Raw genomic sequence first — 23,411 nt, 5'->3', positions numbered from 1 at the left:
GAATATATGGCAGAAGAAAAAGTAGCCGGATTAATGGCCACGGGCGTTGGATTGAATGTTAATAGTGCCGTTGAGTCACTTGGTAAGTTGAAGTCCGCAGTTCAGGACTCAACTAATCAGTGGAAGCAAATGGAGTCACAAGCCAAGCAATCTGGTGATACAGTAGGCGCAACTAAAGCTCGATTTGAAGGGCTTAGCGACACAGTTTCAAAACAAGAGCAGGTCTTGTCTAAATTGAAACAAGAGCAGTCGGAAGTCAATCGGAATACTGAGACTGGGGAGCAAACTTATCAAAAGTACGCTACTCAAATAACGCAGGCGGAGAGTAAACTTGCGTCCTTAAATACCCAAACTGAAAAAGCTCGCAAAGCTTATGAATACCAAGAGAGCGGATTGGCCAAACTTAACGAAGAGGTTAAGCACTCGAATGATTTAACTGATGCCCGTGTGAAAAAGTTAGAAGCTGAGGGTAAAACCGAAGAGGCTAATAAAGCTAAGATTGATGGACTTTCATCAGTTCAAGATAAGTACACTAAAATTTTGGAGATTCAGAAAAACGAACTCGAAAAGTTAGGCGACTCTGGAGATAAAAACTCAAAGGCTTATAAGCAACAAGAGTTGCGAGTCGAGCAGACCGGGGCAAAGATTGCTGAAACCACTAATAAAATCAAAACTTTAAATCGTACTGATATAAAGCCGGATGTTAGTGGGATTAGTAAAGCCAAATCACAACTTGAAAATCTGAATGACGTACTTTCTAGCACACATAGTCGCTTTAAAAGCGTTCTTATGGGTAATCTTGTTGCAAATGGGATTACTAGTGCACTGAGCGACATTAAGAGTAAATTCACTGGAGCATTGCAGGCTGGTGTTGAATACAACAAGGAGATGCAGTCGCTTTCTGTATCGATGGACAACTTTACAAACGGCGATGACAAGTTAAGCAAGGCTCTGATCGGAAATGTTAAGTCATTGAAGGAAGAATCGGGTTATGCAACTGATACTGTTTCACTGTTGACTAAAAAGACGTACGGACTAACCAAAAGTGCTGATGGTGCTAAAGAACTTTCTGATGCGTTTGTTAATTTAGGTCGAGCTACTGGACAATCTGATGAGTCTTTGCAGGGGATTATTAAAAAGTTTTCACAGGTAAATGCTTCTGGTGAAATTACAACGGGATCATTAACCAAGATGGAAAAGTCTTTGCCGGGATTTAATTCAGCATTGGCAACAAGCATGGGAAAGAGTCGAGATGAGATCAACAAGTTAGCTTCTGATGGGAAGTTATCTATGGCTGATCTGTCAAAGGCTATTCAAACCATGTCAGATGCTAAACCTCATGGGTTGGATAACTACTATACAACCCTTGATGGATTCAGTAGCCATTTAGAAGAGAAGTATAAAAGCTTATCTGGTAAGATAACAAGCGGTTTCTTTCAGTCCAATAATGACTTTTTGAAGAACATGTCTAAGTCATTGGACGGTGAGGAAGTAGAAAATGCTTTTAATCACGTTGGAGACTCAGCTAATAAGGCAGTAAATGCTGTAGTTGATGCGTTCAGTAAGACTTTCAAAGGTACAAAGAATCCAATCGCAGATATAGCCAACAGTACGGCAGATCAAATTGAAAAGCTTGGTAATTTTGTGGCAACGCATTCGAAGGATATCGAAAACTTTTTCAAAATGGTAAAGGATATTGGTGGAGCTGGATTTAAATTAATCGGCGATACTTTGAAAGTTGCTTTACCGTTTCTTGAAAAAGTTGGAGATTTTGCTTCAAAACATCCGAAAGAAGTTAAAGCGATAGCAGAAGCGTATCTAGGTATGACGATTGCTCTTAAAGGTACACTTGGAGTCATGAATACGCTTGATAGGTATAAAAAGATTTTTGTTAAGGTAGATACCGCAACTGGACAAAAAAGTTTAACCGCATTCGGAAAGTTTGCTACCGGGACTGGAAAGGTCATCGGTAGGGCTTTATCATCCACAGCAAAAGTCATTACAACTGGAGCAAGTAAAAGTCTGGGCTTGCTTAAAAAAGCAGGATCGGCAACTGGCAGAGGCTTAGGGAAGGCTCTAAGCGCTACGGCTAGAGTTGCAACAACCGGAGCGACTAAAAGTTTTGGTTTACTAAAGAGGGGAGCGTCTTCTACTGGTTCCGCAATAGCTAAGATGTTTAAGTCTTCCGAGACGGCTAAAATTGTAACCAAAGGTGCAACTAAATCGTTTGATGTACTGAAAAAGGGTGCACAATCAACAGGAACGTTTGTAAAGAGCAAATTAAGTGCGGTTGCTTCGGTTGCAACTAAAGGTGCAACAAAGAGTTTAAACGTATTTCAAAAGCTTGCATCGACAGCAAAAAATGGCATAACTAAAACACTTAGCTTCACGGCTAAAATTGCTACTAATGTCGCTTCAAAAACGTATTCTGTTTTTAAAAAATCTTTACAAGCATCCGGAAAGGCGATTGTTAAAAGCTTAAAGTTTACTGCATCGATAGCAACTAAGGGCGCAACCAAGGCGTTTTCTCTTCTAAAGAGTGGAGCGAAGTTAGCTGATAAAGCAGTTGCAAAGTCATTAAGTTTTACTGCTAAGGTTGCAACAACTGGAGCAACTAAAGCATTTGCACTGCTTAAAAAAGGTGCGAGTGGAGTAGCAAGTGGTTTTGTTTCATTGACTGCGAAAATCAAAGCATTTAGTTTAGCTCAGGCAACAGCCACAATTAAATCAAAGGCAATGACACTTGCGATGAAGGCTCAAACTCTTGCCCAGAAAGCTATGAACTTAGCAATGAAGGCGAATCCATTTGGAATAGCCCTGATTGCTATCACTGCGTTAATCGCTGGTTTTGTGGCCTTGTATAAGCACAGTAAAAAGTTCCGCGATTTCGTTAATGGAATAGCCAAAGCTGTTAAGGACTTCGGTAAAAACATTACAAAGGGCTTCTCTGATACATGGAAATCTGTAACAAAGGGACTTGATGGATTTGGGAAAGGCTTTTCTAAGGGCTGGAGCTCGTTTACAAGTGGAGCATCTAAGACTTGGGATAACTTTGGAAATTCTACTAAAAAGGCATGGAGCGCCACTACTGACCAGCTAGGTAAATCATCCAGTAAATACTACGATACCGAGAAAAAAGGTGTGAAGGTCTTTACTGATTTCTTTACTGGCAAGTGGGGCAATCTGGGTAAAGATTTAAAGGATGTTTGGAACTCCCTCTGGGACTTTTTGGAGTCTATCTTTGGTAAGAAAATTGGTAGTATCAAGAAAGGCATTGAAGATTTTGCAGGTAAGATTGGCGATATATTCAATGACATCAAGAAAAAGGTATCTGATACATGGCAAGGGTTATGGGACGGTATGAAGAATATCGTTAAGGATGGCCTTAATGTTGTGATTGATATTATTAACGCTGGTATTGGTGGAATTGATTCAATCATTCATACGTTCGGTGGTAAAGAAAATGCTATCGGTAAGATTGATAAGATCAAAAAGTTTGAAAATGGTACTAAGGGTGCACCAAAGGGACTAGCGATGGTCAATGATGCTCCCGGTGCAAATTATCAAGAGGCTATCATCGATAACTCTGGAGAAGCGCATGTATTGGAAGGACGTAACCGACTGGTTAATTTCAGTGGTGGCGAAACTGTTATTCCAGCTCATGCCATGCCTAAGTTTGCAAAGGGTACTGATGACTGGCTAGGCGCCGTTGGAGATTGGTTCAAGGATAAGTGGGAAGGTTTAACGGAATTTATTAAGCATCCGCTGGATTCGCTTGGAAAAGTGATGAACAAAGCTATTAATGGCATGATTGGTAATCAAAATGAATTAGTAACTAAATTCACCCCAGCAATGGGAAATGGTTTAGTTGGCGGTATCGTTGATCCAATCAAGAAGATGTTTGAGTCGTTGAAAAAGAAGCATGACGATGACGGTGGAGGCGGTAAAGGCGCTCCAAGTGGCTCTGGCGTAAATCGTTGGCGTGATCAAGTTGTCGAGGCTCTGAAAGCTAACGGACTAAGCACAAGCGAAGATATGGTTAATAAAGTCTTGCGTCAAATCGCTACCGAGTCCGGTGGTAACGAAAAGGCTGTTCAAGGCGGTTATACGGATATCAATACCATCACGGGTGATCTGGCCAAAGGACTTATGCAGACGATTTCCGCAACGTTTAATGCCTATAAGTTCCCCGGTCATGGAGATATCTTCAATGGGTATGATAACCTGTTGGCTGCATTGAAGTACGCTAAAAATCGTTATGGCAGTGATCTTTCATTTCTTGGCCAAGGACACGGATATGAGTACGGCGGGTTAGTTTCTCAACACGGTTTCTATGAAGTTGCCGAAAAGAACATGCCAGAAATGATTATTCCGTTGTCTGCAGATAAGAAAAATCGAGCAAACCAATTACTTTCTGAGGCGAACTATCACGTCAACGGAAACGACCAGTCATCGACTAAAGCGAACAATACTGATATTTCAGGTTTGCAAGCAAGTGTTAATCAATTAGTCGGATTAGTTGGCATGATTTTGGGAGTCAATAAGGATCAACTTACAGCCTTGACTAAGGGGAAGGGGCTATCAATGCCAGATTTATATAACAAAATGGCTATGGATAGCTCTATGAAAGGGTTCCAATCTATCTAATGAAAGGAGAAAGGTATGTACGGTCATATCTATGTAATGCAGAATAGTCAGGATGAGTTTGATCTAACTGCGAGGTTGCCAAATGTTCACTTTCTGAACTTACAAAGCACAGCTCCGGCGATTACTTCCGATTGGTTGACTGTAGCCGGAAGTGATGGACAAAGGTTGCAGACGGTGAGTTTTGGAGCAACAACTATCACGATGAGCTTATTTATTTCTGCAAAGAACATGGCTGATTTTAGGGTGGTTAGATCGGAGCTTCAAAGTATCTTTTATAGTCGGAGCATAATCAGATTACGAAGCTCACACGAGCCGGGAAAGGTCTATTTTGTGATTGCAAATCCAGTGGATATTGTCCCGGTACAAAATAGTTCGCAAAGTTTGGTGGATTTAACGTTCATTAACCCAAGTGGTATGGCTCAATCATTGGTGCGCTCTGATGAGTTACCCGATGAATTGGACAAACTAGATTTTGGTATGAACATTCCTAGTGATAAGCCACTTAATTATCATAGTAAGCAAAACTCCTTTAGTATTTTTAATCCTAGTGATGTCGTGATTGATCCCTATCGGCAACATCATGATCTAATTACTACAATAAAGGGCTCAGGGAGCAACTTTACTATAAAAAATACAACAAACAACACGAGTATATCGGTAAATTCAGCTTTAAATACTGGTGATACATTTGTCTTAAATGGGGTGATTCCATATCTCAATAACTCGACAAACGTTGATACTGATTTCGGGCATATTGAGTTGGCCAAAGGAAATAACAACATTGAGATTACTGGCCTAAGTAATGTTGATATAACCTTTAGTTTTCCGTTTTTATACTTTTAAATGTTTGCTGAGAATACGGTTGTCATTCAATCGCACGATGGCCAGAATAAACAAATATTATCGGCGATTTTATGGGACACCTTTCAAAGGGTTTGGAGCAAAAACGAGCAGTATCAATTAGCGTTTACAGCCTATGATGATCGTTCTTTGGCATTTAATTTATTAACATCAGAGAATAGTATATTTTACGATGGTCAAGAATACATCATTAAGCAAATCGTTGATGATTTTAACGGTGGCAAACACACGATGCAGATTACTGCCACGCATGTTTATTACCAACTATCATCACGAGTTCAGTCAAATATCAAAGCGGGCGACGTTGCATTTAACCTTAATGGTGCGTTGTCTTTTTTGTTTGATGGAGTGCAAGGTTTTAGTTTCCGAATCCACGGTAACTATAATGCTAATCAGACGCTCACTGATTTTGGTAACGTAACTGTTTCGGAAGGAATTTCAACCTTAAAAGATACCTTTGGAGTTTATGCTGTGATACCTGATAATCATATCGTTCATCTGTATGACGAGGGACACTACACAACTGATACTAAGAATGTTTTTCGTTATCGGAACGATACTAGCGATATTCAGCTACAGTATGACAGTCAAAGCATTGTGAATCGAATTCAGGCCGTATCTACTGCAGAAACACCAGCGTTCAGTCCGTTTTATGTGGAAGATCAGGACTCTATTAATGCTTGGGGTATCAGGGAAGGTATTCGAGTTGAAAGTGATACTATTACGGACGTTAATCAGATGCGCTCTTTAGTGGCACAATCGTTCGTTTTACAACCAACTATCTCATTCGCCGTTACTACAGAGGAAAATCGAAAGGTTAAACCCGGAGAGCTTTGGAGTGTGCAAATATTAGATACCGGTTTTATAACGAAAGTGGAAGTTGTATCGATCACAGAGACTCCGTTTGTGTCTACTGCGGTTCAAATTGAACTGAACAATAGTCGAGCCAACTTTCTGGATAGTCAAAGGTCTCAGGCGAAGATGATTAAGAATATTCAGGAAAAGCAAAATAATAATAATTCTTTTGGTGGTTGGGTCGTCGGAACAGTAGAGGAGTAGTATATGGCGAAAAAAAACATCGTTCAAGTGCCAGATAATGACGGTAATCCAGCTTATGCGTTGAGTCATTGGAAAGGCATTAATGGAAAGCCGTTTGATGAAAATGATACTTTGATTATTCTTAGTCCTGACGGTAATAAGTGGGCTTTGGCTATTGATAATAAAGGTGTGTTAAAGGGGGTGCCGGTAGTTGATGACAATGGATCAGATGGCGAAGAAAATCAGCAAGCTAAATAGTTCTACGTTGGATATGTATCAAGCCTTTTACAATTTAGCGATGATTGATGAAATGCCAACGTCAATTAGTGAAGTGGTAGCCACAAAATATAACGATCAAGCGTTCCTAGATATCGGGAGCGCTATTTTATTACTCAAAAATGAGTTAAATCAATTGATTAGTACGTTTAATTTGTATCATTTGGTGGATATCGAGGGCAACAAGGCATCGGGATTAAATTTCTGGTTGCCAAATAAGATTGGCATTGAAGAGCTTAGTGGAGAATATGAAGCTCAGCTAAAGCAAATCGAAGATGCCATTAATAAAATGAATGAAATTATGATCCTAAGCGGATTATTGGAAAGGAAGTAATATGGCAACAGCACAAACAGTAGGTAAATTCGCCATTGTTAATACTCTGTTAAATATGACAGACGTTACCTTGATTGAGCAGTTGAATGGTCGCCAAGGAGACAATGGCCGTGAAGTCTTTATCTGGCTAAAGAATGGTAATTTACCTTTCAACATTTCAAATAAAACTATCAAGATAACGGCAAAGGACGCTTCGGGAAAGATTAAAGAGATTTCAACGGTTAATAACGTTATCAATGCCGAAGCAGGTCAATTCTCTATGGTTATTCCAGCTGAGATGTACCAAGCATCAGGAGATATTGAGGAAGGCTATATCAGCGTTTCTGATGAAACTGGAATGGTGGTTTCTAGTATTCCGATTATGTTTAACGTACTTGGAAACAACATCATTTTCACATCTAATCCTTCAAGCGATTATATTGATGCAATTGAAAAATTAATTCAAGACTCTAAGGATAAGCTTTCAAGTTTCGATACTGCATTATCAGCACAACAAGGTGCTTATGACGCACTAAAGCTTTCTCTAGCTTCATTGGCCAAAGAAATTGAGGACAAGCAGGTCGTTACTTTGAATGGGAAGAACATTCTAAGCGGCGAAAATGTTTATCTAAATCCGATTGAAGGTAGTTTTAAAACTCGTGCAGCTACCTTTGTAAGTTTTGACGATGTAGCCTTGAATATGCTGAAATACCCCGGCCGTTGGTTCGTGGCGGATAAGCAATTAACAAATGCGCCATTTGCAGGCTGGTATACAGTCGAAGTTATTACAGGGAGTTCAGCAACAACTGGTACAATCATTGCTGACTATTACGCTGGTGGCCGTAAGATTACCGCCGTTAGTGATGGAAAAATTGTAGGTTGGCGTGATGTTGAGTTCGTAAGTAATTGGCGACCAAATATGAATGTACTAGCTGGCCAAAAGATCACTTTTAGAGATATGGGGGATTTTGCCACTGGAAAATTAACGAATCCAACGTTTATTGCTAAGAAAGACCACAATACGGGAAAGAGCTTCCCAAGTTCAGCCGATGCAAGCGAGTTATGGGAACTTGCAAATCCTGAAAGCTACGAGATTACAGCTGAAAGTACAGTGTTCTATGGATTGAATGCTAGGTGGTATCGGCATGGCAATATTGTACTGCTGGATATCGGCGGAACGTTTAATACAGATGGAGTTAACCAAATTATTGAAATGGTGCCAGTAGGTGACAAAATTCCATCACCAGCATTTTATGTAGCGAACTATTTGCCCGGTACTACTCAAACGAGACAAATTGCGTTTACTTATTTTACGTTTAATAAGCATGCGGATTGGCACGCCCACATTAAACTCGCGACTAACGCCCCAGATATCAATGTTTCATCATGGTTGGGTAATTCTCAAATGGGTAAGGCAGATAACGGAGATGCTGTAGCGTTGACTTATTATGCTGAACCGGCATCGATGACTTGGAATGCAGGAATACCAAATATCTAGAAAGGAAACTTGTATGAGAGAAATCAAAACAATGTCTGACCTTGAAAGTAAGGTGAGTGATACAGCAACCAAGTTTCTATTTCGTTTGATTTCTAGTGGCGTAAACCAGCAAATATCTGGTGATGAGGTCTCAGTAAGTGTTGCCAACGATGGCTATCTATTTGATGTTAAGCCAAAAGTCATTGATGATTTAATTGAGCTTGATTTTACAGATGAAAACTTGATGAAGCTAACACCCGGACACTACAGTCTAGAAATTAACGTAAGAAAACCGGACGGAACTGTTGAAATCTATCCATCGTCAGGGTCGCTTGGATTTGAGGTATCTGCAAATTTAAAAGAAGTCGAGGGCGATCTGTTTTATAAGGTTACCTTTGACTATGTTTTAAAAGCGATGGATGAGAAAATTCAGCAAATTAAGGTGGGCCCACAAGGTGTAAAAGGCGATCAGGGAGAAATGGGGCCTAGTGGTAAAGATGGTGAACAAGGCCCTCAGGGAGTTCAAGGTAAGCAGGGAGAGCAAGGTGTGCAAGGCATTCAAGGAGTCGCTGGAAAGGATTTCTCGATTGCCGAAACATTTCCCAGCTATTCAGCAATGGACGGAAAGAATTTGACCAAGGGAGACTTTGTAATTATTTCGTCTAACGTTGATGATCCACACAATGCTGAGCTTTATTTATGGAATGGTACGAAGTTTACACTTATTACTGATATGTCAGGGGCTACCGGCATTAAAGGCGACACTGGCGCTCAGGGGCCACAAGGGATACAAGGATTGCAAGGTGAACAAGGAGTTCAGGGTGTAAAAGGCGACCAAGGGCCACAAGGGCCGGCGGGAAAAGACGCAATTGGTACTGTAGCTATTGTTAATTGGTCTCCAAATACACAATATCTAGCTAATCAACTTGTACGTGTGCCTTCGCTTGGAAATCCAAGAACCGGCCAATTAAAAGGTGCAATATTTAGATCGGTTGTATCACAAACTTCCGGAACTCAGTTTCCATCTGCGGACTCTCTATCAGGAGTAGATGGAAAATGGGAGTTATTGAACAAAGATGCTTATTTGTATGACACAGGCGGAATAGCCTTTCCTTATGGTTTGACGGTTAATCTAATCCGCAAAGGAAATGTTGTGTTCATTTATGGGGATAGCTCTTTCAAAAGCAACGTTCCTACTAATACAAGGTTTGAGTTAGCACAAGAAAAAATGCCTTTAGGTTTGAGAGTCGAGCAATTCGGAGCATTAACTAGTGGAGTATTGATCAAATTTGCTGATGAGGACGGCTCTGATGGAGTTGATTTTCAAATCAATCCGGATGGGACTATTCACACTACTAGCATTACGGGATTTCCATCAAACAATTATGTGAGAGCTGTTGCGGGATCTTATGGAACTGGTGATGCAATGATTTGGTCTGCGGGAGTACCGACAGCATAGAAAGGAGGAAGATATTGCCTAAAAGTTGGGATGAGTGGGCGGCATTTGTCACTGTAGTCGGTTTTGCATTAACAGCTCTCGGATATATACTGAACACTTTTGTGAAAAAGCCAATAGATCGAATTGGAATTAAAGTTGATAAATTAGACCACCAAACAGAAGTGCGATTAGATGACCACGAAAAACGTTTAAATAAAATTGAAGAATGGAAGGAACTTACAGAAGGAACTCAACATGAATAAAACTGAATTTGCATCAGTCGCCACTACTGTATTAACAGCGTTGGCGACTTTTTATTTGGCAATTGCTAAGATTTGGAACTTGCCACTTGGTTCGGAGGTATCAAGCACGATTTATGCCATCGTTGCATTAATTGCCTCGGTGCTTGGCGGTTCAACTATTGGAAAGATTTCAACTCGTAACAAAGATCAGGAGAGCACGAATGAATAAGATTAAGACTTTAGCTGTAGCTGGTGCATTGGCGCTTTCATTGGGTGGCGCAATGGCATTATCAAGTACGCCGGCTCATGCAGATATTTATGGTACTGATGTAAGTAGCCATCAACAAAATTATCTAGCAAATAATTGGGATTTTGCGATTGTTAAGGCCACAGAAGGAACTGGATATATTAATCCGTTGATGTACAGCCAATCACTACAGACACAACAAAATGATAAGCATTTAGGATATTACCACTATCTACGCTCCGATTCCGATGTTATCGCGCAAGCTCGCTACTTTGTAAGCTCATTGAGTGCCGAAGATATTGCGAACCCAAACGTTACTCTATGGCTAGATTTTGAAGAGAATCCAGTCGATGGTAACCATTTCACAGGAAACGAGCCAAAGCAATTCATGGACGAAGTATATCGTCTGACTGGTAAGAAAGTCGGACTGTACACTAGTTATTTCTTTGCTACTGGTGCAAATGGTCGTTTTGATTGGTCAGATATTTCAGACCATCCTTTGTGGGTAGCATTTTATGCTTATACAGGTAACTCTCAATTGACACCTGAAATTAAGGCATGGGCCGAGGAAAAGATGTTGAATATTCCTTGGTGGGAAAAAGTTACTATGTATCAGTATGGCGACGGAGACGGTTACGATTGGGATTACCTTTATGGTGATTGGTCTGATTTAACAGGTTCGGCAGATGACAACTCATCTACAGTTACGCCAGCGCCACCAGTTTCGAATACAACTGATACTGTTTCGTTTAACGGCGTCTATGTGGTTGATAAGTGGCAAAGTTACGGTGCTAACTGGTACGCACGTAACAATGATATGAGTGTCCCGGTCGCTGATTATAATAATGATATGCCAGTTCAAAGCGTCACTCTAACAGATCGCTACGGTAATGCACTAGCTAATCAAGTAGCCCAAGGAAACAATGGCGCTATGGAATACTTTACTTTGAATGATAACTATAAGGTATTGAGCCGGGTAGGAAACTCAATTCAAATCGAGATGAATGGCGAATCAGTCTGGTTGAAGGTAGCCTACGTTAAGTAGTAAAATTCAATTTGTATAAAAAGGAAAGGATAATCCCTTTTTTTAATTTCATATCAAAGCCCCGCTAGGTAGATTAATCTCTACTTGGCGGGGCTTTTTTTGTTGGTTTAATTTGTTATTTTGCCAATTTTAAGCATTTACAACTTAGTTTCGAGTTTAATTATTTCCATATTGATGGTTTTAAAGATAATTAATTTCAAGAAAACACTTTACAAACCGTACTATATATAGTATTATTAATATATAGAAAGGAGGAGGATATGAGATACAAGCCTAAACACGCCAAGCGCAAACAAAAAGAGCCTTGGTCAAGGTCAGATAAGTTAACATTAGTAGGTGTAGGAATCTCGCTAATCGCACTTATCAAAGAGTTGCTTGCATAGGGCTCTTGTCAAAGAAAGGTCAGAGATGACCTTCCTTTGGTGTATCCATATTAACATATAATTATGAAGAAATTTAATAGAACAGAAAAATTACTTACTTTGATGATAGCTATCCAAATAATCACTTTAATTGTGGGGTTGGTAAAATAATGTCCGAAAAGAATACTCAGACGGAGCGCAACAAGCGCTGGCAAGAAAAGAATAAGGAACAAGCTAAGTATTTGCAGTATCGTAGTTATGCACGGTCATTCATCAGAAACTTAGCGACTGATGATGATATAGAAGAACTAAAACAATTAATGGCAGAACGTGAGTCCGGGGAGCAATAAAAAAACGCCATTCAAGATAGAATGACGACATTACTCGATGAGGGATATTTTAGAATCTATTTATATAGGTAGCGTTTGAATTTCTAATGAGATTCAGATGCTTTTTTACTTACAAAAAGTAGTGAGTCCCTTAGTGAGTCCTTTGCATAATACAATGAATTTCGATGTTGATTTACCGGCGTTTGTAGACATAGTTTTCACTTGGCAATCAAACGCCCAAATCTATCAGGCTTTTCTGATTATGCGCGAGCGGGTTTTGGTGATTTCGCAGGTTTTATTACAGGTTGGGGTTATTGGTTGTCAGCTTGGCTTGGGAACGTGGCCTTCGCGACGATCATGATGTCGGCATTTGGTTATTTTTTTCCGGCTGTTGCTAGTGGGAATTCTGTGCCGGCGATCATTGGAGCTTCGATTATTGCATGGAGCCTAACCTTGTTGGTTGTAAATGGCGTTGAATCAGCTGCGTTGATCAATGCAGTTGTATTGATTGCGAAATTGATTCCAATTTTTGCTTTTATTGTAATTGGGATAATTTCATTTAAAGCAGGGATTTTCACACAAGAGTTCTGGCATAATTTCCAGATTAATACGGCAGGACAGGCAGTTTTCTCGGATGCTAGTGCCGGCGGGATTTTAGCGCAAGTCCGTGGTTCAATTATGGTAATGATGTGGGTCTTTGTTGGTGTTGAAGGAGCTTCGATGATGGCAAGTCGGGCGAGAAGGAAGCATGATGTCGGTCGAGCAACCATTATCGGAGTGCTTTCATTATTGGCGATTTATCTGGTTGTATCGATGATTCCATATGGGTACTTGCCACAGTCAGAGTTAGTTAACATGGAGAGCCCAGCGCTAGTCTATATTTTCGGCCGAATGGTTGGCGGCTTTGGTGGTGCTTTTATTTCAATTGGTCTAATCTTGTCAATCTTGGGTGCATGGCTGTCATGGACGATGCTACCAGTTGAGGCGACATCCCAGATGGCAAAGCAAGGCTTGATGCCAAAATGGTTTGGAAAGACGAACCGAAAAGGTGCACCAATCAATTCGTTGATCCTAACTCAAGTCTTGGTGCAACTGTTCATGATTTCGTTATATTTTTCCAGCCAAGCTTATGATTTTGCGTTTTCACTTAGCACTGCCATGGGAATGGTATGTTATGGGATGGTGGCCGCCTATATGTGTAAAGTCGGATTGGCAGACGGACAAAAGGGAATGACGTTGGTAGGAGCACTTGCTTTAACTTTCCAGGTTGGTGCGATTCTTCTGGCTGGTTTAACATACCTATGGATTTGCTCAATCCCATATATTTTGGGCTTTGGGTTTTATATTTACTCGCGTCATGAAAAGGGAATTCGAATTACCAAAATGGAGTGGTTCTGCATGGTAATTCTGACATTGGTTGCTTTGAGTGGGATGTGGGGACTTGCGACAGGTTTAATTGGTTATTAATTAAAAAATAGCAGATGATTATAATCATCTGCTATTTTTGGTTAGTCACTCATCAATTGTCGAATTAGGTTCTTCAGTTCGGGGAGTTTGGTTTCGGTAAACCAACGATTCTTTGCAAGCCAAATGTTATTACGTGGCGAAGGATGAGGTAAAGGAATATTGACCATGGTATCTGCGGTTAGTTGGGTTGGAATAGCAGCCTCTTGAACCACTTTAGTAAGTGGTGTGGAAGTCGGTAATTGCAAATAATAATGTAGTGCGGTATTGCCAACCAAGATAAAGGTCTTGAGGTTAGGCATTAACGCCAACAATTGATCGTGATATTTTGGGGCCATTGTCTTGCGCGGTAGCTCATCACCACCGTTCTTTGATTTGCCTGGAAAGTAAAAGTCCATTGGTACAACCGCAAGTCGATGACTAGCATAAAATTCTTCATAGGAGATGCCAAGCCAATCACGGAGACGATCACCACTTTGATCATCCCACATGACACCATGCTCCTGGACTTTCCGGCTTGGGGCTTGACCAATAATGATGAACGTTGCCTCAGGATGAATTGATAACATTGGTTCCCAGCCTTGATCAGTGTATGTTTTGTTTTCTGGATCAGCTTTGATTGCAGCGATTATTTGGGCGTATGCCTGCTCGAAATCAGTCATGTGATTACCTCACTCTAAGATGTTAGTTTAATTTTAGACCACTTCGAGTGAATTGTAACTGGAATTGATAATCTTAGACCGACCTACTAATAATTGATGGGGTTGACGCAACTGGATCTTATTTTTAGTATAATTATCTTAGTGAAATAATAAGTAAGGGTGTGATCGAATGCGATTGTTACATACGGCAGATTGGCATATTGGTAAGGAATTAGGAGAGTTTAGCCTATTGGCTGAGCAACAAGTTGCATTTGAACAAATTGTGCAACTAGCAAAGCAGTATCAAGTTGATGGTGTCATAATCGCTGGTGATTTATATGATCGGGCAATTCCGTCGTTGGCGGCGATGGCAGAACTGGAGCGAGAACTGAGAGTGCTTAATATCGCTGAGGGGCTTCCAATTTATGCAGTGTCTGGGAATCATGATGGAGCAACCCGTTTGGGGGCAGGTGCTGAATGGCGTGCGGCTAATGATTTATTCTTGAATACGACATTAGCAGGTGCTTTTACACCAATCGAATTAGCAGACACGCAGATTTATCTGTTGCCGTTTATTGATCCGACTGATGCTCGGATTTACTATCAAAGGTCCTTAGAAGAATATGAGCAGTACGCCAGCATTGAGCAGGTTATGTCAGATATCTTAGGTGATATGGAAAAAAGTTTTGATCCTGCAAAGCGACATGTTTTAGTGACTCATTATTATGTTAGTGGTCCGGGAAATGAAAATTACGAATTAACTTCGGAGACGAATTCAAAAGTTGGTGGTTTGAAAAATCTTGCTGCTAATTTATTTGATGCTTTTGATTATGTTGCGCTAGGCCATTTACATCTGAAGCAGGCGAGTCCGAGCGAAAAGGTTAAATACGCTGGTTCGCCTATTAAGTTTAATACTAAGGAAGCTGGTAATGAGAAGGGCGTCTATCTGGTCGATCTTGATGCTACTGGATTGAAGACAACTTGGCTGCCATTGCAGACAAAAAAAGATTTGATCGTTTTGCATGAAACGTATGCGACGCTGATTGATCCAGATTTTTATCAAAAATACGAACGGCAAGGGGCAAACTATTTTTCAATTAGGTTGCAAGGCTTTACCAAGGAGCAAACGATTCGGCAAACCTTGACCGAGATTTATGGCGACATTGTTGAATTGCAATATGATGTGACTGCGATTAATGAACACCTTGTGAGTCAGGAAGCTAACGATTTGGCTGAGGAGTTGGATGATGTTGCGCTGATTGAACGATTTTATCAGGATGTTAGCGGGACACGTTTGGATAACGATATGAAAACAGTGATTCAAGAAACGATGATCGCATTGCGTCGAGACACGGAGGAAGCATAATGCGCCCCATAACAATTAGTATGACTAATTTCGGTCCATACGAACACGAAACGATCGATTTTCGTAATTTTAACAAGTCGAAGTTATTTTTGATTACGGGAGACACCGGTGCAGGGAAAACAACGATGTTCGATGCGATGACCTTCGCCCTCTACAATGTTGGTACGAGTGAGCGAAAAGCTGAGGAAATGCGGAGCGATTTCGCATCAGATCAGCAAATTACAGAAGTTGTATTTACCTTTGAACATCACGGTCGCTTTTATCAAATTAGGCGCCGACCACGATACCAGGTTAAGAAAACCTCGGCTGAGGATGATACCAGTATGAAGGTTCGTCAAATGGACGTTCGCTTTGTGGAGCTAGATGCAGAGCTTGAAAGTGAGCTACGTCTGATTGGGTCTAAAGCACAAGAAGTTAAACTTGAGGTTCAGAACCTACTGCATTTAACGGCTGATCAGTTTAAAAGGATTATTCTGCTACCACAGAATAAGTTTCGTGAATTTTTGGCGGCTACTTCTGATGAAAAACGGGAAATTCTGCGTTCGTTGTTTGGAACCGAGATCTTTGATGAATTAACAAGTCGTCTGAAGGAGCAAGTTAAAGATCGGACTCAGGCGCAGACCGAACTACGAAATCGTTGGGATTTCTTGTTAGATGACTTTATTTGGGAAACTGAGCGTCCAATTGAGTTAATTGAGCAGTTGAAACTGGTCAAGCGACAGACTATCCAAATGAATCAGCGACTTTCAGCACAAGCTGAATTGGTTGCCACCCAGAAGCAGGCTTTTAATAAAGCTGATCAGTTGTATTCAGCGGGCGTGAGTTTGGAAAAATTAATTCAAACCCAAGCGGAAACAAAGTTGAAATTAGTTGAGCTTGAACAGACTAAGCCACTCGTCCAAGTTCAACGGGAAAAGTTAGCAAAATTGAGTTGGGCCCAAACGCATCAACCGTTATTCACGACCGTACAGAATGATCAAGCTAAGATCAAACAACTTCAACTCGATTTGCAACAACAGGAGCGGATCGTGGTTGAGGCAGAGCAACAACTTGAGCAGGCCAATATGAGTCAGCAGCAGAGTACGCAAATGAGTGATGAAATTGTTGAATTACGGAAGCAAAGTGATTTTTTGCAGGGTCAGCAACTACCAGCTGCGCAACAACGTGCTAAATTGTTTATACAACTTGATACAACAAAGCAACAGCTCGACAAGGCGAAAAATGATTCGGGGACTTTAGAGCAGCAGCAACAAATTCTATCAGGACGGTTACTCGAACAGACTAACCAGATTGAGCAATATGCGGACCTTGAGGATCAACAAGCACAATTTAATGACCTGCAAGGAAAGTATCAAGTATTAGTAGAACAACGTCGGAATATCGCTGAGTTGGAAAGTGAAAAACAGACCTTAAGTAAACAGCAGACAGAGCTAATCGCACAGCATCAGCAACAGACGGTTCAACTAGCGGATGCTAAGCGTCATGCGAACGAACGAAGAGACGAACGTAAGCAACTTTTCATTCAGCAAATTCAGGCTGACTTGGAAATTGGGGAGCCTTGCTTGGTCTGTGGTGAAATCTATACTGGGCAAGCTGATCATCATAGTGAAAACAAAATTACCGCCGATGAGTTAAAAAAGGCAGTTGATGCGGCTGAGGAAGCCGGCCATTCGGTTGCCGTTCTAACTGCTGAAATCGCTAATTCTGATGAACGGATGAGTTTATTAGAGATACAGTTGGACCAAGCGAATAAGCGTTTGCAGGATATCATGAAGCATTTTGAGGCTGGTTGGCAAACTTTAAGTGACCGTTGGAATAAGAATTTTTCACAGGAATTAGGCGCCAAATGGGATCAAGGAAAAGTGGAAAATGCGTTTCTGACAGTTGCAAGTGACATTCAGGCAAACCAAGCGATTAAGCTAGCCACTCAAACTGAACTTGCTAAAGCAGATTTGGCATATAAGCAGGTTGGGCAGGATTTATTGAAAAAACAACAGAACATTGCGACAAGTCAGGCGTTGTATGAGCAGCTTAATAGTAGTATGAATGACTTGCCTGAGACGCCCGCGGTTGTAGTTATTGAACAAGAATTGTTTGAGACCAAAGAACGGCTGAATGGCTTAGAAAAAGCATTGCAAGATCAGCAACGAGCCTTGGCCGAAGCGCAGAGCTTTTTGACAGCCAATCAAGCAACTTTGGCGAAACAAAATGACTTGCTAACGAAGCAAAAGCAACATCTTGAACTAGCCAATGAGCAAATTGATCAGTTAGAACTTCCTGAGAATATTAAGGATCTTAATGAGGTAGTTGCCTTGCAAGCAGAATTGGTTCAAGTGCCAATGCAACTGCAAAAGCTAACCGAGGAGGTTACGCGCTATGATGAACAACTGCTTCAGGTGAATGAAACCTTAGAGGAGTTAATGATCGAAATCAAGGATCAGTCACGGCCAGACTTAGCTCAACTTAGTCAGGAAAAGGCCCAGGCCTTAGCTGACTTGGAGCAGGTACAAGCTGAGCAGCATAATCTGGAACAAGCGCTTGCGAAGCAAAGTGATTTGGAACAAAAACTAATTGAAATTAGCAATACCTTGGAGAAATTGACTGGTGATTCAGCAAGTCTGTTACAATTGGCGGCAGTTGTTGATGGGGATAATGCACAGAAACTTAGATTGGAACCGTATGTTTTACGGATGTACCTAGCCGAAGTGCTACAATACGCGAATCGTTATTATATTGGGCAATTATCAAAGGGACGCTATCAGTTTGTCTTGAACAACGATGTTGCTGGTCGTGCTAATCAAAATGGTTTGAACATTGATGTATTAGATCAAGATGCTGGTAAAATCCGGTCAACTAGTTCGCTGTCCGGTGGTGAGTCATTTATTGCCGCACTAGCGATTGCTTTGTCACTGGCAGCGGTGGTACAGAACCGGGCTGGTGGGGCGCAGATTGATGCCCTCTTCATTGACGAAGGGTTTGGATCATTGGATGCAAATACGTTGCAAGAGGCTTTGGAGGCATTGAATTTAGTTGAACAAGACGGCCGTATGGTTGGGGTTATTTCCCACGTCGAGTCAATGAAGAGTCAAATTGGGCAACAGTTGCAGGTTAAGAAGCAAGGAAACGGTCATTCAGAGCTGTACTATCAAACTTTGTAAGAGTGACGAAATTATTAGAAGCGAGTAAGCGAAGGAAGGTACAGAACAGATGACATTAGTAGTGGAAAATTTAGCTGGAGGCTATGGTAAAGAAAGCATTCTTCATGAAATTAGTTTTAAAGTTGACGATGGCGAATTAGTGGCATTAGTTGGTTTGAATGGGTCGGGGAAATCAACCACGATTAATCATATTATCGGGCTATTGTCACCCAAAAAAGGTTCAATCACTTTAAATGGTGCGACCCTGCAGAGCGATAGTGCGGCATACAAGGCCCAAATCACTTATGTACCTGAACAACCAATCTTATATGAAGAATTAACCCTAAGGGAGCATATTGATGTAACAATCACCGCCTATCAGTTGGATGAAGAGCTCGCTTGGCAACGTGCTGAGCGATTGGTTAAAATCTTTCGGCTAGATAATAAATTGAACTGGTTCCCTGTCCATTTTTCAAAGGGAATGCGCCAAAAAGTTATGCTCGTAATGGCCTTTATAACCGACACGCCATTATTAATTATTGATGAGCCTTTTATTGGCCTGGACGTGCTTGCTGTGCAGGATGTTTTGCAATTAATCGCCGAACGTAAGGCTGCTGGTGGTTCAATTCTTTTGACGACCCATGTGCTTGATACATTGGCTGGTCTAGCAGATCGGTTTGTTTATTTGAAGGCTGGTAAGGTTGCGGCAACTGGCTCAACAAATGATTTTGCACGCTTAGTGCCAGAGTTGCATCAAAAGGGAGTTGAATATGAAAATACTATCCTTTAGAGCACGTTGGCTGAGTCAATGGCAACAATTTGCAAAGTATTTACGGTATGTTTTTAATGATCATGCGATTATCGCTTTACTAATTTTGCTTGGTGCGGGGATGGTAGGGTATCAGCAAATCTTGGTAAGTATACAGATAGGCTTTTGGACCAAAAGCCTTGCGCTAATCTTAGTAGGATTAACCTTTTCCATTTTTTGGCGGGGAGCAAGTTTCATTTTGCCAGCTGATCCAGTTTACTTATTGGCCGCGGAAAATCGTTTACGAAAGATTTTGCGACAGGCAACAGTGTACAGTATTATCATAAATATGTTGGTTCAATTTTTGATCATGCTTGTATTGACTCCGCTATTGGCGAAATTATTTGGAATATCGGCAACCATGATCATTATCATAATTAGCATTGGTATTAAGGGTCTAATTACCTTTTGGAATATGCAATATATGCAACGCTTTAAGGAGTCTGCGCAAGGTCACCGAGGACAAGCGAATAAACTAGTTAATTGGCATCAGTTGGTTGTAAGCGAACGGAACCGTCAACAAAAGATCTTGGCTTTTTTTAACATGTTTATTGATGTACCCGGAATGCAAGCACGCGTTAAACGGCGAGCTTGGGCTGATCCGTTATTGGCGTTCTTCGAGCCACGGCAATCGACGACGATTAGCAAAATCATGGTTCGAACCTTTGTAAGGCAAACTCAGTATTTATCAGTTTGGTTGCGAATTACACTTTTCGGTGGTGTCTTAATCTTCTTAAGCACTGGCTGGTTACAATTAGGGCTATTAACTGTTTTAGTCTATCTAATGATCATCCAATGGTATCCGTTGGTCAAAGCTCAGCAGAATGTGGTTTTTGATCATGTTTATCCGATCAAACTTGCTGAGCGCCGAAGGGCTTTTATAAGTATTACAAGCAAGTTTGCGGGCCTTACCGTTGTATTTTGGTTTATTTTGGTCTTATACTTAGGTATGCCAATTATTAATGCTTTAACAGGTCTGCTGATCATTGTTGTATTTATTGGCGTGTTTGAATATTGGCAGTTGCGTCAACTTACAATGACAAAGGGTCAGCTCCAGAGGGGGGCTTAATCGATTTCTTTTTTAGGCAAAAACAGTAATTAACAAAAGTTTTTATCAGTAACTTCTTCGGACAAAAACCGATTTTAAATTGGGGGGAACGAATAATGAGTGCAGATAGTTTTGATTATGATGTTTTATACATTGGTAGTGGTCATGGAACCTTTGATGGGGCAATCCCGTTAAGTGCTTCTGGATTACGTGTCGCAGTAGTTGAAGAAGAAAAAATCGGTGGAACCTGCCCCAATTGGGGTTGCAACGCTAAAATAATTTTGGATCAGCCAATTGCATTGAAGCGTCACTTAGAAGCAGTTCATGGAATTGTGAATGGGGATGTATCAATTGATTGGTCCGAAAACATGGCAAATAAGCACGCCATTATTGATGGCTTGCCTAACTTTATTCAAGGATTAATGGATAATAGTAAGATTGACGTTTTGTTTGGTCACGCGATGTTGGCTGATAAACATACGGTCACAATTGATGGTCAGACCAAGACAGCTGATAAGATTGTAATTGCAACTGGCTTACGGCCAAAACACTTGATGGTACCAGGGACTGAGTTTGCTCATGATAGTAAGGATTTTCTGGCGCTAGAGACTCTGCCAGAACGGATCACGATTGTTGGTGGTGGGTATATCGCACTTGAATTTGCAACAATAGCGAATACGGCAGGCGCAAAAGTTGATTTACTCTTACATGGTGATCAGGCTTTGCGGAGCTTCCCACAGAAGTATGTGGAACAGATTCTTGCTGATTTAGCAGAGCGTGGTGTCAACATTAAGCGAAACGTTACTGTAACTGCCCTAGAGCAAAATGGAACGGAAACAATTGTGCACACCTCTGCGGGTGAGTCGGTTGCCGATTGGGTTCTGGATGCAACTGGGCGGGTGCCAAATGTTGAAAACATCGGTTTAGATACGGTTGGCGTTGCTTATAATGCTAAAGGAATCGTTGTTGATGATCACTTGCGGACTTCGGTACCAAATATTTACGCTTCTGGTGATGTAATTGATAAGGCGCAACCAAACCTTACGCCAACGGCAATCTTCGAGTCGAAATATTTAATGCAAACCTTTACGGGCGCGACTACAGCACCAATTAATTACCCAGTGATTCCGACGGTTGTATTCACATCACCGCGAATTGCTCAGGTTGGTGTGAGCCTAGCAACTGCATTGGCTAATCCAACCGAATATACGGTTGAGGAACATGCGATTACAGAGGACTGGTTCCGACAGATCGCAAGGCCTCAGTTTGGTAGTACAAGCTTGATTTATAATAAAGCACATCAGTTAGTTGGGGCAGTTGATATGAGTGAAGATGCGGCTGAAGTAATTAATACGTTGTTACCAGCCGTTGAATTTCAGTATTCACAAGATCAGCTAGCACGGTTGGTCTACCTATTCCCAAGTATCGGGTTCTCTAGTAACCAATTAATCTAAGCAGAATATTATTGACCGAACGTCAGTCTCATATGGACTGACGTTCGGTTTTTAAATACATCAAGCATGGTTTGGGTTATACTTAAAGGAATTAATTAGCAGGGTGGGAGGTGGCAAAGTGCCTGAAAGAAATCATACAATTTTCCAGGGGATTGTAATGTATCAGAGAACCTATAAAGAGAAGGATTTAATGGTTAAGATCCTCACGAAACAGGCCGGCAAGCGGATGTTTTATATAAAAAACGGTAAATCCAAAAGATATCCGTATGCTGCTGAGATACAGCCCTTAACCATTGCAACCTTTGAAGGGGTACTTAATGAGAAGGGGTTATCATTTATTGATGAAGTGAAAGAGGCAAAATTGCCCACTCAGCTGATGTTAGACGTCGAACGCAATGCGTACGCGACCTATATTCTAGGCCTGCTAGACGCAGCTTTTGTGGATAATCAGAATTTACTACCCTGGTACGAACGTGCCGAGCGTGCGTTACGTTTACTTAACGATCAGCCTGATTTTGATGCTCAGGGTCTCGCAAATTGGTTTGAATTACATTTGTTGACGGCGTTTGGAATTGGTATAAAGTGGGATGGTTGCGTAATTGATGGACGTCGGGATATCCCGTTGGACTTTTCCGAAAAGTATAATGGAGTGCTATGTCAGGAACACTGGCAGCTTGATGAGCAAAGGATGCATGCAGAGCCTAGAGCGGTACGTTTGTTGATGAAATTGGCGGAGACCGAATTAAAGAATATCAACAGTCTCGTGCTTAAGACTGACAGCAAGACTGATATGGCAAGAATCCTCGACAAAATCTATGATGATCAAGTCGGGATTCATTTAAAAGCGAAGTCATTTATTCAGCAATTGAATGATTGGCAGAATAAGCTAATCGATCGAAAGGCAAAGCGTGAGTAGGTAAGAATAAGAGCTCTAGTTTGGCTGATGTGAAGGTTTATTCAAACAACATGTTCTGAGTTGTTTCATGGACGGTTGTGTTAAACGTGAACACAGGTGTTCTGTTGACAGTACACCTGTTAGTGCTACAATTATTCAAGTAATGAAGACAGAATAAATAGATGATAATCAGTTCAGCGAGTTATTGGTAGGTGGGAGAATAACCTGATTAATCTATGGGGCACTGTTGGAACAATTTAATTATAGTAATGAAGCTGCTGCAATCTTTTGCAGAAGTAGGGTGGAACCGCGATTTATCGTCC

Annotated in this window: 20 protein-coding genes; 19 read left to right on the top strand and 1 reads right to left on the bottom strand. The window is 41.1% G+C overall.

The features are described 5' to 3' along the window. Positions 1 to 6 precede the first annotated feature (6 nt). The 13 genes from ESZ50_RS01925 (at position 7) to ESZ50_RS01870 (ending at position 13,742) form a co-directional block, all read left to right on the top strand. Complete coding sequence (locus ESZ50_RS01925; RefSeq protein WP_246111493.1) at positions 7 to 4,647, top strand: tape measure protein; 4,641 nt, start codon at positions 7 to 9, stop codon at positions 4,645 to 4,647. Between the two features lie 15 nt (positions 4,648 to 4,662). After that, complete coding sequence (locus ESZ50_RS01920; protein WP_148621917.1) at positions 4,663 to 5,490, top strand: phage tail domain-containing protein; 828 nt, start codon at positions 4,663 to 4,665, stop codon at positions 5,488 to 5,490. Next, positions 5,491 to 6,567 (top strand): phage tail protein, encoded by a 1,077-nt coding sequence (locus ESZ50_RS01915; RefSeq protein ID WP_148621916.1) that lies wholly within the window; start codon positions 5,491 to 5,493, stop codon positions 6,565 to 6,567. Positions 6,568 to 6,570: 3 nt separating this feature from the next. Next, complete coding sequence (locus ESZ50_RS01910) at positions 6,571 to 6,804, top strand: hypothetical protein (protein WP_148621915.1); 234 nt, start codon at positions 6,571 to 6,573, stop codon at positions 6,802 to 6,804. Beyond that, positions 6,761 to 7,156, top strand: coding sequence for a hypothetical protein (locus ESZ50_RS01905; protein ID WP_222860783.1), 396 nt, complete (start codon positions 6,761 to 6,763; stop codon positions 7,154 to 7,156). The genes ESZ50_RS01910 and ESZ50_RS01905 overlap by 44 nt, the downstream gene beginning before the upstream one ends. Before the next feature lies 1 nt (position 7,157). Beyond that, positions 7,158 to 8,633 (top strand): BppU family phage baseplate upper protein, encoded by a 1,476-nt coding sequence (locus ESZ50_RS01900; protein WP_148621913.1) that lies wholly within the window; start codon positions 7,158 to 7,160, stop codon positions 8,631 to 8,633. A 13-nt stretch (positions 8,634 to 8,646) separates the two neighbouring features. Beyond that, entirely contained in the window at positions 8,647 to 10,071 is a 1,425-nt protein-coding gene (locus tag ESZ50_RS01895; protein ID WP_187387517.1) for a collagen-like domain-containing protein, read from the top strand. A gap of 14 nt (positions 10,072 to 10,085) precedes the next feature. Beyond that, positions 10,086 to 10,313 carry a hypothetical protein gene (locus tag ESZ50_RS01890; RefSeq protein ID WP_148621838.1) on the top strand — a complete coding sequence of 76 codons (228 nt, stop codon included), beginning with the start codon at positions 10,086 to 10,088 and terminating at the stop codon, positions 10,311 to 10,313. After that, complete coding sequence (locus tag ESZ50_RS01885) at positions 10,306 to 10,521, top strand: phage holin family protein (RefSeq protein ID WP_148621911.1); 216 nt, start codon at positions 10,306 to 10,308, stop codon at positions 10,519 to 10,521. The genes ESZ50_RS01890 and ESZ50_RS01885 overlap by 8 nt, the downstream gene beginning before the upstream one ends. After that, positions 10,514 to 11,584 (top strand): glycoside hydrolase family 25 protein, encoded by a 1,071-nt coding sequence (locus ESZ50_RS01880; RefSeq protein WP_148621910.1) that lies wholly within the window; start codon positions 10,514 to 10,516, stop codon positions 11,582 to 11,584. The genes ESZ50_RS01885 and ESZ50_RS01880 overlap by 8 nt, the downstream gene beginning before the upstream one ends. Positions 11,585 to 11,844: 260 nt before the next feature. After that, positions 11,845 to 11,967, top strand: coding sequence for a hypothetical protein (locus ESZ50_RS11900; RefSeq protein WP_281282876.1), 123 nt, complete (start codon positions 11,845 to 11,847; stop codon positions 11,965 to 11,967). Between the two features lie 149 nt (positions 11,968 to 12,116). After that, on the top strand, positions 12,117 to 12,296 hold the full coding sequence (locus ESZ50_RS01875) for a hypothetical protein (RefSeq protein ID WP_148621909.1): 180 nt from the start codon (positions 12,117 to 12,119) through the stop codon (positions 12,294 to 12,296). Between the two features lie 201 nt (positions 12,297 to 12,497). Further along, the gene (locus ESZ50_RS01870) at positions 12,498 to 13,742 is read left to right on the top strand and encodes an amino acid permease (RefSeq protein WP_148621908.1); all 1,245 of its coding nucleotides are present in this window, start codon (positions 12,498 to 12,500) and stop codon (positions 13,740 to 13,742) included. A 41-nt stretch (positions 13,743 to 13,783) separates the two neighbouring features. On the opposite strand, the gene ESZ50_RS01865 is transcribed toward ESZ50_RS01870, so the two are convergent. Beyond that, positions 13,784 to 14,401: a uracil-DNA glycosylase family protein gene (locus ESZ50_RS01865; RefSeq protein ID WP_148621907.1), complete on the bottom strand. Its 618-nt coding sequence runs from the start codon at positions 14,399 to 14,401 to the stop codon at positions 13,784 to 13,786. 169 nt (positions 14,402 to 14,570) lie between these two features. Between ESZ50_RS01865 and ESZ50_RS01860 the strand changes: the two genes are divergently transcribed. From ESZ50_RS01860 to recO, 6 genes are all read left to right on the top strand, one after another. Beyond that, on the top strand, positions 14,571 to 15,746 hold the full coding sequence (locus ESZ50_RS01860) for a metallophosphoesterase family protein (RefSeq protein ID WP_148621906.1): 1,176 nt from the start codon (positions 14,571 to 14,573) through the stop codon (positions 15,744 to 15,746). Beyond that, positions 15,746 to 18,904, top strand: a complete 3,159-nt coding sequence (locus tag ESZ50_RS01855; protein WP_148621905.1) for an SbcC/MukB-like Walker B domain-containing protein — start codon at positions 15,746 to 15,748, stop codon at positions 18,902 to 18,904. The genes ESZ50_RS01860 and ESZ50_RS01855 overlap by 1 nt, the downstream gene beginning before the upstream one ends. A 49-nt stretch (positions 18,905 to 18,953) precedes the next feature. Beyond that, a complete protein-coding gene (locus ESZ50_RS01850) occupies positions 18,954 to 19,673 on the top strand; it encodes an ABC transporter ATP-binding protein (protein ID WP_148621904.1) in 720 nt (239 codons plus the stop codon). Continuing rightward, positions 19,654 to 20,760 (top strand): ABC transporter permease, encoded by a 1,107-nt coding sequence (locus ESZ50_RS01845; RefSeq protein ID WP_148621903.1) that lies wholly within the window; start codon positions 19,654 to 19,656, stop codon positions 20,758 to 20,760. Before ESZ50_RS01850 ends, ESZ50_RS01845 begins: the two co-directional genes overlap by 20 nt. Before the next feature lie 95 nt (positions 20,761 to 20,855). Next, complete coding sequence (locus ESZ50_RS01840; protein ID WP_148621902.1) at positions 20,856 to 22,193, top strand: dihydrolipoyl dehydrogenase family protein; 1,338 nt, start codon at positions 20,856 to 20,858, stop codon at positions 22,191 to 22,193. 118 nt (positions 22,194 to 22,311) lie between these two features. Further along, positions 22,312 to 23,109, top strand: coding sequence for a DNA repair protein RecO (gene recO / locus ESZ50_RS01835; RefSeq protein ID WP_246111492.1), 798 nt, complete (start codon positions 22,312 to 22,314; stop codon positions 23,107 to 23,109). Positions 23,110 to 23,411 lie beyond the last annotated feature (302 nt).

The sequence above is a fragment of the Weissella muntiaci genome (assembly GCF_008107635.1).
Classification (GTDB): Bacteria; Bacillota; Bacilli; order Lactobacillales; family Lactobacillaceae; genus Weissella; species Weissella muntiaci.
The sequence above is the reverse complement of the archived record's forward strand: the minus strand, read 5'-3'. Positions and strand labels throughout refer to the sequence as shown.